Here is a 17,653-nt window from a genome sequence, read left to right as displayed (position 1 = left end):
TCACCGATCCACCTCCCCGAACACGACGTCGATCGCCGACAGGATCGCGGTGGTGTCCGCCAGCATGTGCCCCTTCATCATGAAGTCCATCGCCTGGAGGTGCGAGAAGCCCGTCGGGCGGATGTGGCAGCGGTAGGGCCGGTTCGTGCCGTCGGCGACGAGATAGACGCCGAGCTCGCCTTTGGGGCTCTCGGTCGCGACGTAAACCTCGCCCGGCGGCACGTGATAGCCCTCCGTGTAGAGCTTGAAGTGGTGGATCAGCGCTTCCATCGAGGTCTTCATCGAGGCGCGGCTGGGCGGGAAGACCTTGCTGTCGGTGCCGATCGGACCCGGCGGAAGCTCGTTGAGGCACTGGCGCGCGATCTTCCAGCTCTGGCGGACCTCTTCGCACCGGACGAGGAATCGGTCGTAGCAGTCGCCGTTGGTGCCGACCGGCACCTCGAAGTCCATTCGGTCGTAGACTTCGTAGGGCTGCGCCTTGCGGATGTCCCACGGCACGCCCGAGGCGCGGATCATCGGGCCCGAGAAGCCCCAGGCGATCGCGTCGTCGCGGCGGACGATGCCGATGTCGACGTTGCGCTGCTTGAAGATGCGGTTGTCGGCGACCAGCGCGATCGCATCTTCGAAGATTTGCAGGCGGTTATCGAGGAACTCTCCGATCTTGTCGAGGACGGCGGGAGGGATGTCCTCGCGCACGCCGCCGGGCCGGAAATAGTTGGCGTGCATGCGCGCTCCGGACACATGCTCGTAGATCTGCATCAAATCCTCGCGCACCTCGAACAGCCACAAATTGGGCGTCATCGCGCCGACGTCCATGATATGGCTGCCGAGGTTGAGCATGTGGTTCTTGATGCGGGTCAATTCCGCCATCATCACGCGGATGTACTGGGCGCGAAGCGGGATCTCGAGCCCGAGCAGCTTCTCGATCGCGAGCACGAAACCGTGCTCCATGCACATCGGCGAGCAATAATCGAGCCGGTCGAAATAGGGCAGCGCCTGGGCGTAGGTCTTGTACTCGATCAATTTCTCGGTGCCGCGGTGGAGAAGCCCAATATGCGGATCGACGCGCTGGACCACCTCGCCGTCGAGTTCGAGGATCAGACGCAGAACGCCGTGGGCCGCGGGGTGCTGGGGACCGAAGTTGATCGTGTAATTGTTGAGCTTGTCGTCGCCCGGGGCGCGCGCGGTGGCGAGATCGGCGCCCTGTCCGCCGGCGCCGACATTGACCTCGACCTTGCGGGTGCGGGTGTCGGTCATGCGTCATTCTTCCTGTTCCCCGGCGAAGGCCGGGGCCCAGGCGGCGCTTTCGCGCCGTTCTTCGTCTTGGACTGGACCCCGGCCTTCGCCGGGGAACTGCCGCGTTTGCTGACTTCGCTCGCCGCCTTTGCGGCGCGCGGCTTGCGCGCTTCCTTTTGCGCCTGCGCGTCGGCAGGCGCGCCGCCGCCCGTATCCGACGGTTTGTCGGTGGTCTTGGGCGTCTCGGCCGGCGTCTTCACATTCTGCGGCGCAGTCCCGCCCGGTGCCGGCGCGGGGCTCGGCGCGCCCGGCCCCTCGCCAGTCGCCTTCTCGTCGCCCGGAAGCCGATATTCCGGTCCTTCCCACGGCATCAGGAAGTCGAAGCCGCGGAAATCCTGCGGCAGCGACACCGGCTCGTACACCACCCTCTTCTCGGCTTCCGAATAGCGCAGCTCGACATGGCCGGTCAGCGGGAAGTCCTTGCGCTGCGGATAGCCCTCGAAACCGTAATCGGTGAGGATCCGCCGAAGGTCGGGATTGCCCTCGAACATGATGCCGTACATGTCGAACGCCTCGCGCTCGAACCAGCCGACCACCGGCCACAGCGAAACGATGCTCGGCACCGGCGTGACCTCGTCGGTCAGCACCTTCACACGGATGCGGCGGTTCCTGGTCAGCGACAGCAAATGATATTCGACTTCGAACCGCTCCGGCCGCTCGGGATAATCGACCCCGGCGATGTCCATCAGCTGCTGATATTCGAGTCCCGGCGTGTCGCGCAGCGCGCGGCATACCTCGACGATGCTCTCGCGCCTCACGGTCAGCGTGACTTCGCCGACGAGGTCGTGCGCCTCGATCAAGGCATCCCCGAGCACAGCCTTCGCCGCGTCGACGACGCCGTCGTCCGAAGCCATTTTCGGGACGTGGGAGGCGAGCTGAACGGCCATCAGCGCTCGACCGTTCCGGTGCGGCGGATCTTCCGCTGCAGTTGCATGATCCCGTACAGCAACGCCTCCGCGGTCGGCGGGCAGCCGGGCACATAGATGTCAACGGGTACGATGCGGTCGCAGCCGCGCACCACCGAGTAGCTGTAATGGTAATAGCCGCCGCCGTTGGCGCAGCTGCCCATCGAGATGACGTAACGCGGCTCGCTCATCTGGTCGTAGACCCTGCGGAGCGGCGCCGCCATCTTGTTGCACAGCGTCCCGGCGACGATCATCACGTCCGACTGCCGCGGGCTGGCGCGCGGAGCAACGCCAAACCTTTCAAGGTCATAGCGCGGCATGTTCACATGGATCATCTCGACCGCGCAGCAGGCGAGACCAAAGGTCATCCACCACAGGGAGCCGGTCCGGGCCCAGGTGAACAGGTCCTCGGCCGTGGTGACCATGAACCCCTTTTCGTTGAGCGACTGGCGCAGGATTTCGAGCTGCTTGCGGTCGACCTCGCCCGGGACGAGGCCCGAGATGCGCGCGAGTTCCTCCTCGGTCGGCATGCGGTCTTCGGGGCCGCGGAGCATCACTCCCATTCGAGCGCTCCCTTCTTCCACGCGTAGGCGAGCCCGAGGCCGAGCTCGACGAGGAAGATCATCATCGCGACCCAGCCGGTCCATTTGGTAAAGCCGAGGCTCACCGCCCAAGGGAACAGGAACGCCGCCTCGAGGTCGAAGATGATGAACAGGATCGCGACGAGGTAGAAGCGCACGTCGAACTCGGCGCGCGCGTCCTCGAACGCCGGGAAGCCGCATTCATATTCGCTGAGCTTGGCCGCGTCGGGCTGGTGCACGCCGGTGAAGCGCGCGACGATCATCGGCAGCACCACGAACGCAGCCGAGAGGCCGACGGCAACGATCAGGAACAAGAGGATCGGCAGGTAGCCTGCGGCAACGCTGGCCAAAGGGGATACTCCAAGGGCTTCGAAAAACTTGGCGGCGCTTTAGGGCAGGGAGTTGCGGGCCGCAACATCTGGAGCCTTATCGAACCGCTCCGCCAACGAGCTTCTGCAGCTTGCTGTGGATCGCGCCCGAAGCGGCGAGATACTCGCCGCGCTCGAAGGCGCGGTCGGCGCCGCGATAATCGGTCACGAACCCGCCCGCTTCCTTCACCAGCAGCACCCCCGCTGCGGTGTCCCATAGGTCGAGGTCGTCTTCCCAGAAACCGTCCATCCGGCCAGCGGCCACCCAGGCCAGGTCGAGGGCGGCGGAACCGAACCGGCGCACACCCGAGACCTGCGGTCCCACGGCGGCATAGATTTTTGCCCAGTTGGACGCGTCGCCGCGTCCGCAGTGCGGGATTCCGGTGCCGACAATGCAGTCGGCAAGCTCGCGCCGCGCCGAGACGCGGAGGCGCGCATCCTGAAGCCACGCGCCCCGGCCCTTCTCCGCCCAGAAGCCCTCGTCCGTCAGCGGCTGGTAGACGAGACCCTGGGTGATTTCTGTGCCGCCATCCGGCTTCTTCTCCTCCACAGCGATCGAGATCGAGAAGTGCGGGATTCCGTGGAGGAAGTTGGTGGTGCCGTCGAGCGGATCGACGATCCAGCGCGGCTTGGCCGGATTGCCCTCGATCTCGCCGCCTTCCTCGAGCAGCATTCCCCAGTCGGGCCGTGCGGTGCGAAGCTCCTCGACGATCGTCTGCTCGGCGCGCTTGTCGGCCATCGAGACGAAATCGGCGGGGCCCTTGCGGCTCACCTGGAGCTGTTCGACCTCGCCGAAGTCGCGCCTCAACCGCGGCGCCGCCTTGCGCGCGGCGCGGGTCATCACGGTGATCAGGCCTGAGTGAGCGACCATCGATCAGTCCGCGCGGCGGACGTACTCGCGATTGTAGACGTCGACGACGATCCGCGTCCCCGCGGTGATGTGCGGCGGAACCAGCACCTTCACCCCATTGTCGAGCACCGCCGGCTTGTAGCTCGAGCTCGCGGTCTGGCCCTTCACGACCGCGTCGGCCTCGACGATCGTCGCCTCGACCTGATCGGGGAGCTGAACGCTGATCGGCTTTTCGTTGTAGAGCTCCATCACGACGTCCATGCCGTCCTGCAGGAACTCCGCTGCATCGCCGAGCAAATCCTCGGGAAGCGAAATCTGCTCGTAATTGTCCTTGTCCATGAACGTCAGCATGTCGCCGTCGTGGAACAGGAACTGGAAATCCTTGGTGTCGAGCCGGACGCGCTCGACCGTCTCGGCGGAGCGGAAGCGGACGTTGGTCTTACGGCCGTCGATGAGGTTCTTCATCTCGACCTGCATGTAGGCCCCGCCCTTGCCCGGCTGGGTGTGCTGGATCTTGACCGCACGCCAGATGCCGCCTTCATATTCGATGATGTTGCCGGGACGGATGTCCACGCCGCTGATTTTCATGTCTGTCTCGTGCCGAAAAGGTTGGGAAAGAGCCGCGCGGCTCCTACCCGCTGGTGTTTTTCCCGGCAAGCAGCGGGTATGGATTGATTGCCGTTCCGTCCCACCAGCGCTCCCCAGGGGCCATGCGGTTGATCGCGAAGTGGAGGTGGGGAGCCGATGCGTTCGCATCGCCGGTGTGGCCGACGCGTCCGATCACCTGCCCGCGCTTGACCTTCTGCCCTTCGGCAAGGCCCGGCGCGTAGGCCGAAAGGTGGGCGTAATAGTACATCCAACTGGGGTCGGTCGCGCGCTCGTAGATGGTGATCCCGCCGCCGCCGCGGCTGAAGAACAGCTTCTCGATCGTGCCGTCGGCCGCCGCGATCACCGGCGTCCCTTCCGCGGCCATGATATCGATGGCGTCATGACGTCGCCCGCTACCCCGCGCGGCATCGTAAGTATCGATGAGGTCGGTCGCCTTCACCCCCAGTACCGGGAGAGCCAGCCCGGCAGGGCCGACGACCACCTGCTGCGCGATCTCGACCGGCGGCGCATTGTCCGGCTTGACCGCAACCACGCTGCCGCTGCGCGCGACTTCCGCCCGCGGCTCGGGAGCGATGCTGTAGAACCAGATCCAGAAGGCGCTGACGACGACCGCGGTGAACACGGCGGCGAACAATGCGGTGGCGAGATATTTCAGCCCAACTCTCCGACAAAAGCGTTGTTGAGGTGCAACGATGCAACTGCCGTTCGTTTCCCAGCGCGATGAGTGAGCCAATCCGCATCGGTTGCTCGGGTTGGGTGTACAAGCACTGGCGCGGGCTCTTCTATCCCGAAGGCCTGCCGCAGACGCGCTGGTTCGCACGCTACGCCGAAGAATTCGACACGGTCGAAATCAACAACAGCTTCTACCGCCTGCCGAGCGGCGGCACGTTCGACAAGTGGCGCAAGCAGGCGCCGGCCGGCTTCTGCTACGCGGTGAAGGCGAACCGCTTCCTCACCCAGGCGAAGAAGCTCAGAGATTGCGAGGAGCCGATGGCGCGGATGATGGCCGCGGTGCGGCGGCTCGACGATCGCTTGGGACCGATGCTCTATCAGCTGCCGCCGAGCATGAAGATCAACCTCGAACGCCTCGAGGCATTTCTGAAGATAATTCCGAAAGATGTGACCAGCGTGTTCGAGTTCCGGGAGAAGAGCTGGTACGCGACGGAGACCTATGCGCTTCTCGACCGCTACGGCGCAGGCTGCGTGGTGCACGACATGCCCGGTTCCCGGAGCGAGCGGATCGCGCTGGGTCCGGTCGTCTATGTCCGATTCCACGGCGGCGAAGGAAAATATTGGGGTCGTTATTCCGACGAGGGGCTCCTTTCCTGGACCGACTGGCTGATCGAGCAGGCGCGGGAGGGCCGCACCTGCTGGTGCTATTTCAACAACGACATCCACGGCCACGCGATCGAGGACGCGCGGACCCTCAAATCGATGGTCCGGCAGATGAGCCGCTGATCACCTAACCTCGGCCACGCGCTCGCTCAGCTCGACCAGCGCCGGCTCGCCCCGCTCCTTGGAGAATGTGGCGAAGAACGGAATGGTGACGCGCAGGCCGCTCTCCACCCGCACCACGCCATGCTCGTGGTGGAACCCGCCGGTCATCGACACGAAAGTTCCGGTGCCGGGCTTCACCAGCACGTCCTGCGCCGGGAGATACAGTTCCCCGCCCTCGAAGCCTTCGTTCAGGTAAAGCACGCCGGACAGGTCGCGGTAGGCGAGCTCGTGTGCCTTGCCGTCCGGATAGGCGTTGTCGGCGTGGGGCGGCATGAACAGCCCGGCCTTCCAGCTCATCATGTGCAGGCCGTCTGCGTAGATCGGCACATTGAGCTTCCAGAAGCGCTTCATCTCGATGAGGCAGCGTCCCAGAGCCGCCATCATCGTCTTCGCCGCCTCCGGCCGGTGCTTCAGGACGTCCGCGTACCACAACCCGCGCTTGTCCCAGAGGGATGCGTCGTGGGATGCGCCGAAGACCAGCTCCTGCAGCTCCTCGAAGGTGCGGACCAGAAGCTCGCACTTCGCCTCGCTCACCAGCCCGTCCGCCACCAGGAAATCCAGCCCCAGCGCCTCGGCCTCGACGCGCGTGGTAACAACTTTGGTGGTCGGTCCCGGCGTGAAGCGGCCCTCCGCATCCAGGCTGGCGCGGCTGTGGATCGCCACCGTTCCGGAATAGGTCGCGATGCTGCTCAGCGGGCTATCCGCACCCCAGCGCGAATCCGGCTTCGGCGGCTCGACGGCGCTCGCCAGGATTGCCGGGTTTGGCCCGGTTTTCAGCCCGTCCGGGATCGACAGCACCGGCCGCGCGGGTGCGGGCTGTCGCGGCGGGCGAAGATCCACCGGCTCCTTGAGGCGCAGCTTGTTGAGATGCTCGGGCGCCAGCACGCCGTCGGGATGGCGGCCGACGAAATAATGCCGCTGCCAGGCTTCCTTGATCGCCTCCGGCTCGCCGGCGTGGAAGCGCCGCATGAATTCGTCGCGCGCGTTGCGGAACTGGTTGTGCCGCGCCTCCAGCTCGGGATCGTCCGATAGCCGATGGATCTGCAGCTCGGTGCTGGGAAGCGTGCGCTTGGGGATCGGCAGGAAGAAGCAGAACGGCTCCCTCTCCTCGAACCGGGTAATCCCCGGCTGGGTCAGCTGCCAGTTCATGGTGAAGGGATAAGGCAGCCAGTCGCTTTCGATGATCCCGGCGAGCGGCGCCGCAGTCGCCTTGGGGTCGTTGAACGGGCCGGTCGCGAGGACGCCCCAGCCCGGCTCTGTTTCGACCAGATAATCGAGGTGGAAGGTGACGATCCCGCGCGAGAAATTGGAGCGGCAGAAATGCGCCACGTCTGCTCCGCCCGGCAGCTCCCTGAGCCCGATCACCTGGATGTCCTCGACCGCCATGCCGCCGTTCCAGCGGATTTCGATCGGGATCGGACACAGCACTTCCCACCCCGAAGCGTTGGCGATCGACAGCGGCAGGCAGCGGTAGGCATGGCGGTCGGGGAAATCGTCCATCCACTGCCGCTTGGCGCGCGCCGGCCGTACCTCCGGAGGATAGTCGGTGAGGGCGTGGAGCTTCACCAGCGTCGACGGCTGCTCGGCGGCTACAGGCGCGGGCTTCTTCGTCGCCAAGCTGAACTCTCCCCTGCGGGCGAGAAGACTAGCGCAGGCGCTTAGGCGCGCAAGCTAAGACGAGGATGCGAGGACGTCGTCGAAGGCGCGCACGGCGGCCGCGGGATCGCTATTCCCCCAAACGGCCTGGCACACGGCGAGGAAGTCCGCTCCGGCTCGGACCAGCGGACCGGCATTGTCCGCCGCGATTCCGCCTATCGCCACGCACGGGATTTCAAACACGGTCGACCACCAGGTCAGGATCGACGGCTCCGGCCGGTATTCGGAAGGCTTGGTGGTGGTCGGATAGAAAGCGCCGAACGCGACATAGTCCGCGCCCTGCTCCCCCGCCTCCATCGCGAGGTGACGGCTGTCGTGGCAGGTCCTTCCGATCTGTGCGGAAGTGCCGAGCAGCGCCCGCGCCTCGCGCACGTCGCCATCCGACTGGCCGAGATGCACTCCGTCGGCGCCGATGCGCTTGGCGAGGCTGATGCTGTCGTTGACGATGAACGCCACGTCGGCATCCGAGCAGATGCGCTGCAGAGGCTCGGCGAGCCGCGCGAGCTCATGCTCGTCCACGTCCTTCACGCGCAGCTGAAAAGCCGCTGCGAGGCCTGGCTCGAGCGCGGCCTTGAGCCGATCCGGAAACCCGCCGCCGACGTGCTGCGGGCCGATCAGGTACAGCTTCGCGGGCTCCGTGCGCGAGGGTGCCGGGAAGTGAATCGGGTCGAACTCGGCTTCGTCCACGCTCAGGCCGGCACCGATGCAACCGATGCGCCGTAGATCTCGTCGATCGCGCGGCCGAGAGTCGCGTCGAACTGCGCTTCGTCCTGGTCCCGGCGCAGGTCCGAGAGCAGCGCCCGGCTGAAGCTCGCGATCATTCCGGGGTTCCGCGCCAGCTCACGGCACGCCTCCTCACGCGAAAAGCCGCCGGAAAGCGCCACCACGCGAAGCACCTTGGGATGGTCGATCAGCGGCTTGAACAGTCCGGCCTCGGCGGGAATCGAGAGCTTGAGCATGACGCGCTGGCCCTCGGGAATGGCGTCGAGGTTGTCCAGAATCGAACCGAGCAGGATGCGATCGGCGGCATCCCGCTCGGCGCTCTTGATGTTCACCTCGGGCTCGATGATCGGCACCATGCCGTGCGAAAGCACCTGCCGGGCCACGTCGAACTGCTGGCGAACGACCGCGGCGATCCCGTCGCTATTGGCGAGATTGATCACCGACCGTTCCTTGGTGCCAAACACGTCGAGCTGCCTGGCGCGTTCGAGCACCCCGTCGAGCTCCGGCATCGGCTTCATCATCTGCACGCCGTCCGCTTCGGCTTCGAGTCCCTTGTCGACCTTGATGAACGGCACGACGCCGCGATCGATCAGCGCCTGCGGCGTGGGCTTGCCGTCGACCTTGCCGTCCATCGTCCGTTCGAACAGGATCGCGCCGATCACCTTGCCGCTTCCGAAGCAGGGCGAGGTGATGATGCGCGAGCGCATTTCGTGGATCAGCTCGAACATCTCCTCGTCGGTGGACCACGCGCCCTCCTCGACGCCGTAGCCCTTGAGCGCCTTGGGCGTGGAGCCGCCCGACTGGTCGAGCGCGGCGATGAATCCGTCGCCGCGTTCGATCTTCGCTTCCATGTCCGCTCGATTCATCTCTTTCTCGTCCTTCAGCGCTTTGGGACCGGAGCCCAGGGCGGGCCCTTCAGCTCCAGATTGTTCCCTTCGGGGTCGGTCACGTAAACCGACGGGCCTTGACCGTCCGCGCCGTAGCGCGAAACGATCTCGCCTTCGATGCCGTGCTCGCGCAAGTGCGCGAGCACGGTCTTGGCGTCCCACGGCAGCACCCGGAAACAGATGTGATCGACGTTGCGGCCCTCCTTGCCCGGAGCCGCGCCGCCGCTTCGCCCGAGACGCTCGTCCACGGGCACGAAGTCGATCAGCGAAGTGCCGACGCGGAGCTGGTAAAGGCCGAGGATCTGCTGGTGTTTCTCGACGCGTGCACCCAGCACGTCGATGTAGAACCGCATCATCGTGTCGAGGTCGCGGACCCGGAGCACGACATGGTCGATGTTCTGGATGTTGATCATGCCTGTTCGAGCGCGGCGACGCCTGGAAGCGTCCGCCCTTCCATCCACTCGAGAAACGCTCCGCCCGCGGTCGAGACGAAGCTGAAATCCTGCGTCACGCCGGCACGGTTGAGCGCCGCCACCGTGTCGCCGCCGCCGGCGACGGACACCAGCGAACCCTCCTTGGTCAGCGCCGCCGCGGTCCGCGCCAGAGCGACCGTCGCGGCATCGAACGGCGGCACTTCGAACGCGCCGAGCGGCCCGTTCCAGACCAGGGTCCGGCAGGTCTTGAGCACATCGGCGAGCGCTTCGACCGCGGCCGGGCCGATGTCGAGGATCATCTCGTCGGGCTGGACCTCGTGCACGTTGCAGGTGCGGACCGACGACGGATTGGGCGTTAGCTCCTTCGCGACCACCACGTCGTACGGCAGGTGGATCGTGCACCCGGCCTGCTCCGCCCGGTCGAAGATCGCATTCGCCTCGCCCGTCAGCTCATGCTCGCACAGCGACTTTCCGACGCTCACCCCGCGCGCCGCGAGGAAGGTGTTTGCCATCCCGCCGCCGATGATCAGGTGATCGACCTTGCCGACGAGATGGCCGAGCACTGCGAGCTTGGTCGAGACCTTCGCCCCGCCGACCACCGCCGCTACCGGTCGCTCGGGATCGCCGAGCGCACGCCCCAGTGCCCGCAGCTCCGCCTCCATCGCGCGGCCGGCGAAGCTCGGCAGGAAGTGAGTGATGCCCTCGGTCGAGGCATGCGCGCGGTGCGCGGCGGAGAAAGCGTCGTCGACGTAATAATCGCCGAGCGCCGCCATCGCTTGAGCAAGCTCGGGGTCGTTTTTCTCTTCGCCGAAGTGGAAGCGGGTATTCTCGAGCACGCCGATATTTCCCGGAAGCATGGTCGTGACCGCGCGCTCCGCCTCCGGCCCTGCGCAATCCTCGATGAAACGCACCGACCGGCCCGCAAGCCGGTGGATCGGAAGCACCAGCTGCGCCGTCGACATGTCGGCCCGAATCTCGCCCTTCGGGCGTCCGAAATGCGCCAGCAGCAGCACGATCGCGCCGCGGTCGCTGAGCTCCAGCACCGTCGGCAACATCGCGCGGAGCCGCGTGTCGTCGGTGACCTTCGCTCCGTCCATCGGCACATTGAGGTCGACCCGGACGAGCACCTTCTTGCCCGCCAGGTCGTCCGGCAAGTCGTCGAGCGTCCTGAAATCATTCACGACGAGCGAATCTTCACGAATGTTCGCACTGACGTGCGTTCGGAAACACACCTCTGAACCAGAACACAAACGACCGATTTGCTCCCGTGACGCTGAACCGCATGGCCCATCCGAAAGCCCTTAGTCGCAAATACTGCGTGTAGGACAGAGGCTAGCCAAGCTGCCCCATCGCGTGCGCCGTATCGACCATCCGGTTCGAGAAGCCCCATTCGTTGTCGTACCAGCTGAGCACGCGCACCAGCTTGCCCTCGAGCACCGCCGTCTCGAGGCTGTCGATGGTCGCGCTGGCGGTCGTGTGGACGATGTCTACGGAGACCAGCGGCTCGTCGCTGTAGACCAGGATGCCCTTCAGCCGCTCGCTCTCGCTCGCGCTTTTCAGGATCTGGTTGACCTCGTCGCGGCTAGTCTCGCGCCCGGGCACGAAGGTCAGGTCGATTATGCTCCCGTCCGGGACCGGCACGCGGATGGCGGAGCCGTCGAGCTTGCCCTTCAGTTCGGGAAGCACCTCGCCAACGGCGCGCGCTGCGCCGGTAGTCGTCGGGATCATCGACATCGCCGCGGCCCGCGCGCGGCGCAGGTCCTTGTGGATCTGGTCGAGAATCTTCTGGTCGTTGGTGTAAGCGTGAACGGTGGTCATCAGCCCGCGCTCGATACCGAGCGTGTCGTTGAGCACCTTGGCGACGGGCGCGAGACAGTTGGTGGTGCACGACGCGTTGGAGACGATGGTCATTTCCGGCGTCAGCTTGTCATCGTTGACGCCGTAGACGACGGTGAGGTCGACGCCCTTGGCCGGCGCGGAGATCAACACGCGCTTCGCGCCGGCATCGATATGCTTCTGCGCGCTCTCGCGGTCGGTGAAGAATCCGGTGCATTCCAGCACGAGCTCGACGCCGTGGTCGCGATGCGGGAGCCCGGCCGGGTCCCTCTCGGCCGTGACATGGATGCGCTTGCCGTCGACGACGATGTCGTTGCCGTCGGCCTTTACCTCGCCCGGGAACTTGCCATGGACGCTGTCGTGCTTGAACAGCCACGCGTTGGCCTTGGCGTCGGCAAGGTCGTTGACGCTGACCAGCTCGAGCCCGCAATCGGGCCGCTCGAGGATCGCGCGCGCCACCAGGCGGCCGATGCGCCCGAACCCGTTGATTGCAACTCTCGTCATTCCATTCCTCTTTTCTTCATGAAGTCGGCGACGCGCGTGGCGACCTTGTCAGGCGTAAGCCCGAAGAAGTCGTAGGCGTCCTTCGCAGGCGCGGAGACGCCGAAGCGGTCGATGCCGATGCGGAGCCCGTGCAATCCCGTGTAGCGTTCCCAGCCGTAGGTCGTTCCGGCCTCGATCGAGACGCGAAGCAAATCGCGGTTGCTGACGTCGGGAAGCACGCTTTCGCGATATTCCCGGGGTTGCGCGTCGAAGCGCTCGGTGCACGGCATGGAGACCACATCGGCACCGATCCCCCGAGCTTCAAGCTGCGCCGCCGCGTCGAGCGCAATCTCGACCTCGGAGCCGGTCGCGAGAAAAATGACTTTCCGTGCGTTTTCAGCATGTTTTAGGCGGTAAGCCCCACGAGCGCACAAATTTTCGCCGACCACCTCGGTGCGCAGGGGGCGGACGTTCTGGCGTGTCAGCGCGAGGACCGAGGGCCCGTCGCTTTGCAGCGCCAGTGCCCAGCATTCCGCCGTCTCGGCCGCGTCGGCGGGGCGATAGACCTCGAGCTGCGGGATCGCGCGGAGGCTTTGCAGGTGCTCGATCGGCTGGTGCGTCGGCCCGTCCTCGCCCAGCCCGATACTGTCGTGGGTCATCACATAGATGACGCGCGCATTCTGAAGGGCTGAGAGGCGGATCGCCGGACGCGCGTAATCGGTGAAGACGAGGAAGGTGCCGCCGTAGGGGATCACGCCCCCGTGCAGCGCCATCCCGTTCATCGCCGCGGCCATCCCGAACTCGCGGATACCGTAATAGACGTAGCGGCCGGCATAATTTTCGGCGGTCAGCGGTTCGAGCGCCGTCGTCTTCGTGTTGTTCGAGCCGGTGAGGTCGGCCGAGCCGCCGATTGTCGCCGGGATCGCGGCGTTGATCGCCTCGAGCGCCATCTCGGACGCCTTGCGAGTCGCGACCGGCTTGAGGTCGGCGAGTAGCTTGTCGAGATAGGGCCGCAGCCAGGCATCGCTGACCTTGCCGTTCAGCCGCGCCAGGAACTCGTCCTTGCGGGGGCTTCGTTCGAGCCGGTCCTTCCACTGCGCATGGTCGATGGACCCGCGTTTGCCGGCCGTGCGCCAGGCGGTGAGCACGTCCCCGGGAACTGTAAACTCCTCGGGCTCGAGCCCGAGTTCCGCGCGCGCCGCCTCTACCTCGTCCCTGCCCAGCGCCGCGCCGTGCGTTGCCGCCGTCCCCTGCTTGTTCGGCGCCCCGAAGCCGATGATCGTCTTGCACCGGACGAGGCTCGGCCGCGGGTCCGCCAAGGCTTCCTTGATCGCGCGATCGACATCGTCGGCGTCCAACCCGTCGCATTCGGTCGTATGCCATTGCGCGGCCCCATGCCGGGCGACTACGTCCTCGTTGCGCGACAATGCGGTCGACCCGTCGATGGTGATCTCATTGTCGTCCCACAGCACGATGAGCCGTCCGAGCTTCAAATGACCCGCGAGCCCCACTGCTTCGTGGTTCACGCCCTCCATCAAATCGCCGTCTCCGGCGATCACGAACGTGCGGTGATCGACGAGTTCGTCGCCGTAGATGGCGTTGAGGTGCCGCTCGGCGATCGCCATGCCGACGGCCATCGCGACCCCCTGGCCGAGCGGCCCGGTCGTGACCTCCACCCCCGCGAGTTCGAAATTCTCCGGATGGCCCGCCGTCGGCGACCCGAGCTGGCGGAAGCGCCTGATGTCGTCGAGCGTCGGTCGGTCGTAGCCGGTCAGGTAGAGCAAGGCGTAGATCAGCATCGAGCCGTGACCGGCTGACAGGATGAAGCGGTCGCGATCGGGCCATCGGGGATCGGCGGCATCGAACTTCAGATGCCGCGTGAACAGCGCCGTGGCCGCGTCGGCCATTCCCATCGGCATCCCGGGATGGCCGCTGTTGGCGGCTTCAACCGCATCCATCGCGAGGGCGCGAATGGCGTTTGCGAGGCGGCGGTCGGTCGGCTGCATAGGCTCCGTCGAGGCTGCGGCGCCGCGCCGGATGGGCGGCCCGTGTCCGCCTTTGTCCGGTGAGCCGTGCCGCGTCAACGCTTGCCCGGAATCACTAAAGTGCGTAGCGGAATTCAAATGGATGACGGGGGTCTCTCAGCCGCGCTCGACAGAGCCGAACGGGCCATCGAGCGCATTCAGGACGCACTCGCCGCGCGCAAGCCCGAACCGGGCGGCCGCGACGAAGAGCTTCGCGCCAAGGTCCGCGAGGTGGTCGAGGAGCTCGACGAGCTCATCCGCCAGGCGGCCGCCTGATGGCCAGCCTGATCGACCTCACCATCGCCGGGCGCAGCTACCAGGTCGCGTGCCGCGAGGGAGAAGAGGATAATCTGCGCGCGGCCGCGCGGCTGGTCGACGGCAAGAGCCGCGAGGCGCTCGCCGGGCTTGGCACCTTGTCGGAGGCGCGCCAGTTCCTGTTCGCCTCGCTGCTGCTCGCAGACCAGCTGATCGACAAGAGCCCGGATGCCGCAGCGGCGGCGGCCACTCCTGCCCCGCCCGACCCGGCACTGGTCGAGCGCGCCGAAGCGCTCGCCAATCGAATCGAAATGCTCGCGGCGCAGCTTGAGAGTGAGCTTGCAAATCCCTAGATTGGAAGGCGACGGGTACTGCCGGGTGCGAGCCTTCGGAAAATCCCTGAGGCGATTAAATCCACTTGGGAGCTGACCCTGCTCCAGACCCTGGTTTGGAGCAATCGGCGCCCACCTGACGTTTTGGCGTCAGAGGATTTTAGGGCAAACGGCCATGGTGGTCCCGTCACCCCCCTTCGGCCCTCCGGAACCGCGGCCTGAAATGGAGCCGCTGTCGAAGGAGTCGCTCCGGCGCGCCGCGCTCGATGCGCGCAAGGCATTCGTGCGCACTCTATCCGACGGCGCAAAGGCGCGGCTCGAGCAGAAACTGGCGCAGACCCTCACCTCTCTGTTCGCTGGAGTTTCGGTCGTCGCCGGCTATCACCCGCTCGGCTCGGAGATCAGCCCCCTGCTGGCGATGGAGGAAGCGCGCGCGGTCGGCGCGATTGCGGCCTTCCCCTCCTTCTCCAACCCCGCAAAGCCGTTCCGCTTCATCGCCGGCGATCCGCTCGAGCCGGGTCCGTTCGGGATCATGCAGCCCGCAAGGCGCCACCCGGTCGTCGAGCCGGACCTCGTCCTGGTGCCGCTGATCGCGGTCGACGGCGCCGGGACCCGCCTCGGCCGCGGCAAGGGCCATTACGACCGAGCCCTGACCCGCCTCAAGAAGAGCGGCGCACGCCTGATCGGAGTCGGTTGGGCAATGCAGCGCCTGACGGAAGCGATACCAGCGGACGCGTGGGACGTGCCGCTCGACGGTTTCGCGTCTCCCGACGGGCTGGAGCTGTTCAGCCGCTGATTTCCACGGTCGCTGCGTTGGGCTGGTCGGGGATCGTCATGGTCAACGCACGAGCGCCGTGCACCGTCACCGAAATCGATTTCCACCACGGCGCATAGCTGCCGACGCGCTGCCCGAAATGCAGCGACAATCCCTTGGCGGTCGCCGTGCAGGTCACCGACTGGCGGAGGCTCGACCCTTGGATACTGACACCGTCGTCGAGGTAGATTTCGCCCCGGCAATCGTCGCCTGGATACACGTCGAGCCGGAGCGGCCCGTTCGGAGTCTCGGCCGTGCTCTGGACCAGGGGTTGGCTGGGAATGATCGCCCCCGGCCGAACGAACACCGGCAAGCGGTCGAGCCGCGGCATTTCGCTTACCTTCTCGCCGCTCAGCCGCGCCCCGCTCCAGTAATCGTACCAGCCCTCGTCCGGCAGGCAGACATCATAGGGGTAAGGCGACTCCGGCTTTGGCGAAGCGGCGATGAGCAGGTCGGCGCCGAGCGTGAACGCCATCGACTGGTCGCACGGCGCCTTCTCCATCGCCGGATAGTCGTAGAAGGTCGGCCGCATCACCGGATCGCCGGTGCGCGCGCTCTGCTCGGCGACGGCGTAGAGGTACGGCATCAGCCGGTAGCGCTCCTCGATGAACCTGCGGCGGATGGCGAGATGCTTCGCTCCGTCCGCCCACGGTTCGGCGCGCGGCGTATCCTTGGCGGAATGGGCGCGAAACACCGGCGTGAACGCACCGATCTCGTACCAGCGCGTGGCCAACTCGGGCGACGCGCCGCCGGTAAAGCCGGGGATGTCCGCCCCCGACCAGCTGAAGCCAGAGAGGCCGAGGCTCAACATCTGCTGCACCGCGAGCTTGAGATGGTCCCAGGTCGAGCTGTTGTCCCCCGTCCAGGTGACGGCGTAACGCTGCCCCCCGGCGTAGCTCGCTCGAGTCATTACGAACGGCCGCAGGTTCGGGCGCAGCTTCAGCAATCCGTCGTGAGTCGCGCGGCTGTTCTCCATCCCGTAAATGTTGTGGATTTCGGCGTGGGTCGCGGTGCGTCGCGCGAAATCGTCGCTGTCGATCCGATGCCTGACCGTCGGCGGCATGGTCTTTGTCGGCGTTTCGAAGATCGCCGGCTCGTTCATGTCGTTCCAGAAGCCGGCGATGCCGTCGGCCGCGAAGTCCTTGTAGAGCGACCCCCACCATGCGCGGGTCGCCGCCCGCGTGAAGTCAGGAAAAACCGATGGGCCCGGCCACACGGGCGCGACGTAGAGGCTGCCATCGGCGTTCTTCACGAAATGCTCGCCGGCCGCGCCGCTGTCGAAGGGGGCATACCCCTGGTTCGGGGCGTAAGCGACGTGCAGGTCGGTGATCGCGACCAGCCTGAACCCCTGCTCGCCGACGTCGGCTGCGAGCTTCTTGAGGTCCGGAAAGGTCTTATCGTTGGTGGTGAACGGTCGGTTGCGGTCCTGATAGTCGATGTCGAGCCATATCACGTCGGCCGGCACCCGTTCCTTGCGCAGCCGCGCCGCGATCGACCGCACCTCATCGGCGCTCATGTAGCTGTAGCGCGACTGCTGGAAGCCCAGTGCCCACAGCGGCGGCAGCGGCGCCTTGCCGGTGAGGTCGGCGTAGCGCCGCACCACGTCGCGCACGCTCGGCCCGGCGACGATGTAATAATCGATCGGCCCGCCATCCGCGCCGATCTCGATGGCCGAGGGGTCGCGGTGCCCGAAATCGAACCAGCTGCGCCAGCTGTTGTCGAGGAACAGCCCGTAGGCGCCACCCTCCGCACCTGTCGCGATGTAGAAGGGAATCGACTTGTAGATCGGGTCGGTCGCGCGGTTGAAGCCGTAGGCGTCGGTGTTCCAGTCGACGAAGCTCTGTTCTCGCCGGTCGAAATTCCCGGTCTTGTCGCCGAGCCCGTAAATGCGCTCGCCGAGCGGCAGCGCCTTGGTCAGCGTGAAGCGCGACCCGTCGAACGCGACCGGGTGCGGACCATCGGCGAGGATCGTCCGGCCCTGCAGGTCGGTCACGCTCAGCTGAAGCGTGGCGCGATCGATCCGCACGCCGAGCGCGCGCGTCCAGAACCCGCCGACCGCCTGCTGCACGGGAACGCGCTGGTGCCGCACCACGGCCGGGACCG

General features: G+C 66.2%; 18 protein-coding genes and 1 pseudogene. 4 read left to right on the top strand and 15 right to left on the bottom strand.

Annotated elements, in window-relative coordinates:
• The 7 genes and pseudogenes from GH737_RS00965 to GH737_RS00935 form a co-directional block, all read right to left on the bottom strand.
• Nucleotides 1-1,257 carry an NADH-quinone oxidoreductase subunit D gene (locus tag GH737_RS00965; protein WP_155262992.1) on the bottom strand — a complete coding sequence of 419 codons (1,257 nt, stop codon included), beginning with the start codon at nt 1,255-1,257 and terminating at the stop codon, nt 1-3.
• Nucleotides 1,254-2,183 carry an NADH-quinone oxidoreductase subunit C gene (locus tag GH737_RS00960; protein WP_155262991.1) on the bottom strand — a complete coding sequence of 310 codons (930 nt, stop codon included), beginning with the start codon at nt 2,181-2,183 and terminating at the stop codon, nt 1,254-1,256. Before GH737_RS00960 ends, GH737_RS00965 begins: the two co-directional genes overlap by 4 nt.
• Nucleotides 2,183-2,641, bottom strand: a pseudogene (locus tag GH737_RS00955) (NuoB/complex I 20 kDa subunit family protein); the annotation flags it as partial. The gene GH737_RS00960 and the pseudogene GH737_RS00955, both read right to left, overlap by 1 nt.
• A gap of 113 nt (nt 2,642-2,754) precedes the next feature.
• Nucleotides 2,755-3,132, bottom strand: coding sequence for an NADH-quinone oxidoreductase subunit A (ndhC, locus tag GH737_RS00950; RefSeq protein WP_155262990.1), 378 nt, complete (start codon nt 3,130-3,132; stop codon nt 2,755-2,757).
• 76 nt (nt 3,133-3,208) lie between these two features.
• Nucleotides 3,209-4,021 (bottom strand): inositol monophosphatase family protein, encoded by an 813-nt coding sequence (locus tag GH737_RS00945; RefSeq protein ID WP_155262989.1) that lies wholly within the window; start codon nt 4,019-4,021, stop codon nt 3,209-3,211.
• A 3-nt stretch (nt 4,022-4,024) separates the two neighbouring features.
• Nucleotides 4,025-4,588 (bottom strand): elongation factor P, encoded by a 564-nt coding sequence (efp, locus tag GH737_RS00940; protein WP_155262988.1) that lies wholly within the window; start codon nt 4,586-4,588, stop codon nt 4,025-4,027.
• A gap of 43 nt (nt 4,589-4,631) precedes the next feature.
• Complete coding sequence (locus GH737_RS00935; protein ID WP_230558547.1) at nt 4,632-5,243, bottom strand: M23 family metallopeptidase; 612 nt, start codon at nt 5,241-5,243, stop codon at nt 4,632-4,634.
• Between the two features lie 86 nt (nt 5,244-5,329).
• On the opposite strand from GH737_RS00935, the gene GH737_RS00930 reads away from it, so the two are divergent.
• On the top strand, nt 5,330-6,067 hold the full coding sequence (locus tag GH737_RS00930) for a DUF72 domain-containing protein (protein ID WP_155262987.1): 738 nt from the start codon (nt 5,330-5,332) through the stop codon (nt 6,065-6,067).
• On the opposite strand, the gene GH737_RS00925 is transcribed toward GH737_RS00930, so the two are convergent.
• The 7 genes from GH737_RS00925 to tkt all read right to left on the bottom strand — a co-directional run bounded on the left by GH737_RS00925 (nt 6,068) and on the right by tkt (nt 14,131).
• Nucleotides 6,068-7,723: a DUF6065 family protein gene (locus GH737_RS00925; protein ID WP_155262986.1), complete on the bottom strand. Its 1,656-nt coding sequence runs from the start codon at nt 7,721-7,723 to the stop codon at nt 6,068-6,070. It lies immediately after the preceding gene.
• 54 nt (nt 7,724-7,777) lie between these two features.
• Nucleotides 7,778-8,449: a thiamine phosphate synthase gene (thiE, locus tag GH737_RS00920; protein WP_155262985.1), complete on the bottom strand. Its 672-nt coding sequence runs from the start codon at nt 8,447-8,449 to the stop codon at nt 7,778-7,780.
• A 2-nt stretch (nt 8,450-8,451) separates the two neighbouring features.
• Entirely contained in the window at nt 8,452-9,351 is a 900-nt protein-coding gene (locus tag GH737_RS00915; RefSeq protein ID WP_155262984.1) for a fructose bisphosphate aldolase, read from the bottom strand.
• 14 nt (nt 9,352-9,365) lie between these two features.
• Nucleotides 9,366-9,785 carry a VOC family protein gene (locus GH737_RS00910; protein WP_155262983.1) on the bottom strand — a complete coding sequence of 140 codons (420 nt, stop codon included), beginning with the start codon at nt 9,783-9,785 and terminating at the stop codon, nt 9,366-9,368.
• Complete coding sequence (locus tag GH737_RS00905) at nt 9,782-10,987, bottom strand: phosphoglycerate kinase (protein WP_155262982.1); 1,206 nt, start codon at nt 10,985-10,987, stop codon at nt 9,782-9,784. Before GH737_RS00905 ends, GH737_RS00910 begins: the two co-directional genes overlap by 4 nt.
• Before the next feature lie 151 nt (nt 10,988-11,138).
• Nucleotides 11,139-12,146, bottom strand: coding sequence for a type I glyceraldehyde-3-phosphate dehydrogenase (gene gap / locus GH737_RS00900; RefSeq protein WP_155262981.1), 1,008 nt, complete (start codon nt 12,144-12,146; stop codon nt 11,139-11,141).
• Nucleotides 12,143-14,131 carry a transketolase gene (gene tkt / locus GH737_RS00895; protein WP_155262980.1) on the bottom strand — a complete coding sequence of 663 codons (1,989 nt, stop codon included), beginning with the start codon at nt 14,129-14,131 and terminating at the stop codon, nt 12,143-12,145. Before tkt ends, gap begins: the two co-directional genes overlap by 4 nt.
• Before the next feature lie 117 nt (nt 14,132-14,248).
• Here tkt and GH737_RS00890 point away from each other — a divergent pair, with 117 nt between their 5' ends.
• From GH737_RS00890 to GH737_RS00880, 3 genes are all read left to right on the top strand, one after another.
• Nucleotides 14,249-14,425, top strand: a complete 177-nt coding sequence (locus GH737_RS00890) for a hypothetical protein (protein ID WP_155262979.1) — start codon at nt 14,249-14,251, stop codon at nt 14,423-14,425.
• The gene (locus GH737_RS00885) at nt 14,425-14,757 is read left to right on the top strand and encodes a cell division protein ZapA (RefSeq protein ID WP_155262978.1); all 333 of its coding nucleotides are present in this window, start codon (nt 14,425-14,427) and stop codon (nt 14,755-14,757) included. The genes GH737_RS00890 and GH737_RS00885 overlap by 1 nt, the downstream gene beginning before the upstream one ends.
• 202 nt (nt 14,758-14,959) lie before the next feature.
• The gene (locus tag GH737_RS00880) at nt 14,960-15,532 is read left to right on the top strand and encodes a 5-formyltetrahydrofolate cyclo-ligase (protein ID WP_196232905.1); all 573 of its coding nucleotides are present in this window, start codon (nt 14,960-14,962) and stop codon (nt 15,530-15,532) included.
• Here the strand turns inward: GH737_RS00880 and GH737_RS00875 are convergent.
• Nucleotides 15,522-17,653: TIM-barrel domain-containing protein (locus GH737_RS00875; protein WP_155262976.1), on the bottom strand; the 2,132-nt coding region annotated here is incomplete at its 5' end. The two genes, GH737_RS00880 and GH737_RS00875, sit on opposite strands and share 11 nt — an antisense overlap.

The organism is Sphingomonas segetis, from assembly GCF_009720245.1.
In the GTDB taxonomy this organism is placed as follows: Bacteria; Pseudomonadota; Alphaproteobacteria; order Sphingomonadales; family Sphingomonadaceae; genus Sphingomicrobium; species Sphingomicrobium segetis.
This window is presented reverse-complemented; position numbering and strand designations above follow the sequence as displayed.

What these genes read in the sequence shown, in the direction of transcription:
- GH737_RS00890 (WP_155262979.1), top strand. Translation starts at nt 14,249, where the DNA reads ATGGATGACGGGGGTCTCTCAGCCGCGCTCGACAGAGCCGAACGGGCC.
- GH737_RS00885 (WP_155262978.1), top strand. Translation starts at nt 14,425, where the DNA reads ATGGCCAGCCTGATCGACCTCACCATCGCCGGGCGCAGCTACCAGGTC.
- GH737_RS00910 (WP_155262983.1), bottom strand. Translation starts at nt 9,785, where the DNA reads ATGATCAACATCCAGAACATCGACCATGTCGTGCTCCGGGTCCGCGAC.
- GH737_RS00965 (WP_155262992.1), bottom strand. Translation starts at nt 1,257, where the DNA reads ATGACCGACACCCGCACCCGCAAGGTCGAGGTCAATGTCGGCGCCGGC.
- tkt (WP_155262980.1), bottom strand. Translation starts at nt 14,131, where the DNA reads ATGCAGCCGACCGACCGCCGCCTCGCAAACGCCATTCGCGCCCTCGCG.
- GH737_RS00930 (WP_155262987.1), top strand. Translation starts at nt 5,330, where the DNA reads ATGAGTGAGCCAATCCGCATCGGTTGCTCGGGTTGGGTGTACAAGCAC.
- GH737_RS00945 (WP_155262989.1), bottom strand. Translation starts at nt 4,021, where the DNA reads ATGGTCGCTCACTCAGGCCTGATCACCGTGATGACCCGCGCCGCGCGC.
- GH737_RS00915 (WP_155262984.1), bottom strand. Translation starts at nt 9,351, where the DNA reads ATGAATCGAGCGGACATGGAAGCGAAGATCGAACGCGGCGACGGATTC.
- gap (WP_155262981.1), bottom strand. Translation starts at nt 12,146, where the DNA reads ATGACGAGAGTTGCAATCAACGGGTTCGGGCGCATCGGCCGCCTGGTG.
- GH737_RS00880 (WP_196232905.1), top strand. Translation starts at nt 14,960, where the DNA reads ATGGAGCCGCTGTCGAAGGAGTCGCTCCGGCGCGCCGCGCTCGATGCG.
- GH737_RS00960 (WP_155262991.1), bottom strand. Translation starts at nt 2,183, where the DNA reads ATGGCCGTTCAGCTCGCCTCCCACGTCCCGAAAATGGCTTCGGACGAC.
- efp (WP_155262988.1), bottom strand. Translation starts at nt 4,588, where the DNA reads ATGAAAATCAGCGGCGTGGACATCCGTCCCGGCAACATCATCGAATAT.